This is a genomic window from Dryocola clanedunensis (genome assembly GCF_038405435.1).
GTDB classification, from domain to species: domain Bacteria; phylum Pseudomonadota; class Gammaproteobacteria; order Enterobacterales; family Enterobacteriaceae; genus Dryocola; species Dryocola clanedunensis_A.
Window position 1 is genome coordinate 1 of the sequence record NZ_JBBYHZ010000029.1, and the last position, 2,832, is coordinate 2,832.

The 2,832-nt window shown below is 49.9% G+C and carries 6 protein-coding genes; all 6 read left to right on the plus strand.

Annotated elements, in window-relative coordinates:
• The first annotated feature begins 134 nt into the window (after nt 1-134).
• From AAE045_RS23030 to AAE045_RS23055, 6 genes are read left to right on the plus strand one after another with little or no spacing between them, the layout of a single operon-like run.
• Nucleotides 135-425 carry a host-nuclease inhibitor Gam family protein gene (locus AAE045_RS23030; RefSeq protein WP_455549656.1) on the plus strand — a complete coding sequence of 97 codons (291 nt, stop codon included), beginning with the start codon at nt 135-137 and terminating at the stop codon, nt 423-425.
• The gene (locus AAE045_RS23035) at nt 422-1,195 is read left to right on the plus strand and encodes a hypothetical protein (protein ID WP_455549657.1); all 774 of its coding nucleotides are present in this window, start codon (nt 422-424) and stop codon (nt 1,193-1,195) included. Before AAE045_RS23030 ends, AAE045_RS23035 begins: the two co-directional genes overlap by 4 nt.
• Nucleotides 1,182-1,883: a YqaJ viral recombinase family protein gene (locus AAE045_RS23040; RefSeq protein ID WP_455549658.1), complete on the plus strand. Its 702-nt coding sequence runs from the start codon at nt 1,182-1,184 to the stop codon at nt 1,881-1,883. The genes AAE045_RS23035 and AAE045_RS23040 overlap by 14 nt, the downstream gene beginning before the upstream one ends.
• Before the next feature lie 2 nt (nt 1,884-1,885).
• On the plus strand, nt 1,886-2,191 hold the full coding sequence (locus tag AAE045_RS23045; RefSeq protein ID WP_455549659.1) for a hypothetical protein: 306 nt from the start codon (nt 1,886-1,888) through the stop codon (nt 2,189-2,191).
• Nucleotides 2,184-2,348 (plus strand): DUF2737 family protein, encoded by a 165-nt coding sequence (locus AAE045_RS23050; RefSeq protein WP_455549660.1) that lies wholly within the window; start codon nt 2,184-2,186, stop codon nt 2,346-2,348. The genes AAE045_RS23045 and AAE045_RS23050 overlap by 8 nt, the downstream gene beginning before the upstream one ends.
• 9 nt (nt 2,349-2,357) lie before the next feature.
• A complete protein-coding gene (locus AAE045_RS23055; protein WP_455549661.1) occupies nt 2,358-2,597 on the plus strand; it encodes a DUF7446 family protein in 240 nt (79 codons plus the stop codon).
• Nucleotides 2,598-2,832 lie beyond the last annotated feature (235 nt).

Sequence of the window (2,832 nt, forward strand, 5' to 3'; positions counted from 1 at the left end):
CGTCCTGGACTACAGAAATCAGCCAGAGGTGATGTTGTGAGCCAGCAGCCAGCACCAAAAATGCCAGAGCCTGAGTTTCTGGAACTCATGACCAAAATGTTAGGCGGCAAGAAGCAGCCGCAGAAGGAGTCAACATGAACGCTTATCGTATGTATGACGCGAATGAGTACCGACGCGAAGACGCAGAGGCACTGCAAATCCTCCAGGAAGAAGAAGAATCCGTGCTTGCCGATCAGTTTGATAACGAACTTCCGCTTCGCAAGCTTGAGTCGATGTTCACATCGGCCCTAAGCGCCGATAAAAAAGCGGTTAGCCAGGCATTCATGGACGACGTGGATTTTCAGGAAAAGGCAGCAGAATTTCTACGCTATGCAGCGGAAACATTCGCAAGCAACCAGGTGAAAATTAACAGGAGCTTCCAGTGAGCAATTCAATGATGCTGGCACCACAGAGCTTTGATCAGGCCATGCAGTTTGCAGCGGCAATTGCATCCAGCCAGTTCGCGCCCGCCACATACAGAAATAAACCTGATGATGTGTTTATTGCAATGCAGATGGGCGCTGAGCTTGGCTTCCAGCCTATGCAATCCGTTCAGGGAATTGCAGTAATAAATGGGCGACCATCGGTATGGGGCGATGCTCTTCGCGCGCTTATCCTTTCCGCGCCCGATCTGGCAGGTTTTGAAGAAACTTATGACGAAACCACACAAACAGCGCATTGCCGGATTAGCCGAAAACTCCAAACAGGAGCTATAGCAACATTCAATGGCTCATTCAGCGTAACGGACGCAACAACAGCAGGGTTGTGGGGTAAGAATGGTCCATGGAAGTCATACCCAAAACGCATGCAGCAGTGGCGAGCGCTAGGGTTCTGTGCGCGTGACGCCTACGCTGACAGACTTAAGGGAATTCAATTGGCTGAGGAGGTGCAGGATTACGAACCTATTGAAAAGGTAATTCCTCAACAGGAGCAACACGCAATCGCCAGTAAAATCACGGAAGAGCAAAGCAATCGGATTAATGAAATCCTTATCAGTGTTGATTCAACTTTTGATGAGCTTATGACCTATTGCGAAAAGCTTACTGGTCGTAAGGTTGAAAGCCAGTCAGACCTAAACAGTGAAGAGGCTGGAAAACTGATTTCAAGCATGGAGCGCAAACTTAAAAACAAGGAGGCAGCAAATGCTCAGCAATGACATAGCCTCCAAGCGACTCGGATTTGATGTTTCCACTATTGAGCAGGGAAGCGATGAGTGGAAAAAATGCCGCCTGGCATGCATCACGGCCTCTCGGGTCGGCGACATCCTAACTGAACCAAAGGCCAAAAAGGACAAGGATGCTGGATTACTGTCAGGGATGGCAGAAACCTACATGATGGAGTTGATCGCCGAAGTTTGCACTGGCGCTATCCCAGATGAAATACCCGCCCGCCCCCTGCTTTGGGGGAAAAAACACGAAGCAGCAGCAAGGATGCTTTTCGAGTTTGAAAACGATGTAACCACCAACCTGCCACCAATATTTTACAAGGATGAATCAATGCGATGCGCATGCTCTCCAGATGGTATGTGCAGCGATGGGCGCGGGCTTGAACTGAAGTCTCCATACACGTCATCGCAGTATGTGCGCTTTCGTCTTGGCGGTCTGGATGCAGTGAAAAAGGAATACATGGCGCAAGTTCAATATTCCATGTGGGTTTCAGGTTGCGATCAGTGGTGGTTCAGTAATTATGACCCGCGCATGCGCCGCGAAAATATGCACTCCATCATCATCAATAAAGACAACGAAATTCACGATCTCTTTGAGACAAAAATACCAGGCTTCATTCAGAAAATGGATGAAGCTCTCGACGTGCTGGGATTTAAGTTCGGTGATCAGTGGGGTTAGATATGCTAGACGCCACTTACCGCAAGCGGCGCGGCAGCCAGCGATCACTAGGCCGCCCCTGGCTGGAAATCGATATAAAGCTCATCAGATTAATGGCCGGCACTACCCGGCCCCGCCTTATAGCAAAACTCTTCGACCGCTCATACGAATCACTTCGCCAGATGGCAAAACGTGAAGGCATTCAGCTTCGTGTCGAGCCGAAGAAACCAGCCATGAAACAGCAACCATCCATAACAGAACTCTGCCGGGCTAACTGGCAGGGCTACAGCATTCACAAAATCTTCGGTTCCGGAGGTAAGCATGCATAACGGTCAATACAACGCAGACCTGACGCCGGGTGACCTAAAAATTGAACGCAGACAGCGACCAATGCCGAGCGAGAAAGAGCTCAAAGCTCGCCACAGCTTCCCCGGCCCGGACGATAACCGGCACATCGACAAGTTCATTAAGCAGACGCGGCACTGAGGAGAAAACATGAACGTAAAAATGATTGGAGCCAGCCCATTAGGCGGAACGATTTACTCAGGAACGCTTAACCCAGCAAAAGGGCTTTGGGTAGGAAAGAAAACAGACGTAACGGACATGGTTCTTAGGGCTGCCGCTGACCACCTTTTTGTAGTGAAAAAGGAATACGCGTTCCCTATGAAAGATGGGCGCTGCCTTGTTATGAGCGCGGAGATATTCGATGAAGTGCCTGAGCGCTTCAAGGGCTGACTATGGACACAGCAGAGCATAACGCCATTCGTGCCACCGCTCGCAAATGCTGGGCTGATATACAGGAAGCATGGAAGACAGAGGAAGCCCGAACAGTAAAGCAAAGGGACGCCATAAACCGCCGCATATTGCTCAGCTACGAGAAACGCATCACTCCCCGATTCACTCTCTATCAACTCCTCTATCACATCGGCGTTCTTAACGGGACGCTTAGGGAAAGACTATGACAGTTACA

What these genes read in the sequence shown, in the direction of transcription:
- AAE045_RS23030 (WP_455549656.1), top strand. Translation starts at nt 135, where the DNA reads ATGAACGCTTATCGTATGTATGACGCGAATGAGTACCGACGCGAAGAC.
- AAE045_RS23045 (WP_455549659.1), top strand. Translation starts at nt 1,886, where the DNA reads ATGCTAGACGCCACTTACCGCAAGCGGCGCGGCAGCCAGCGATCACTA.
- AAE045_RS23050 (WP_455549660.1), top strand. Translation starts at nt 2,184, where the DNA reads ATGCATAACGGTCAATACAACGCAGACCTGACGCCGGGTGACCTAAAA.
- AAE045_RS23040 (WP_455549658.1), top strand. Translation starts at nt 1,182, where the DNA reads ATGCTCAGCAATGACATAGCCTCCAAGCGACTCGGATTTGATGTTTCC.
- AAE045_RS23055 (WP_455549661.1), top strand. Translation starts at nt 2,358, where the DNA reads ATGAACGTAAAAATGATTGGAGCCAGCCCATTAGGCGGAACGATTTAC.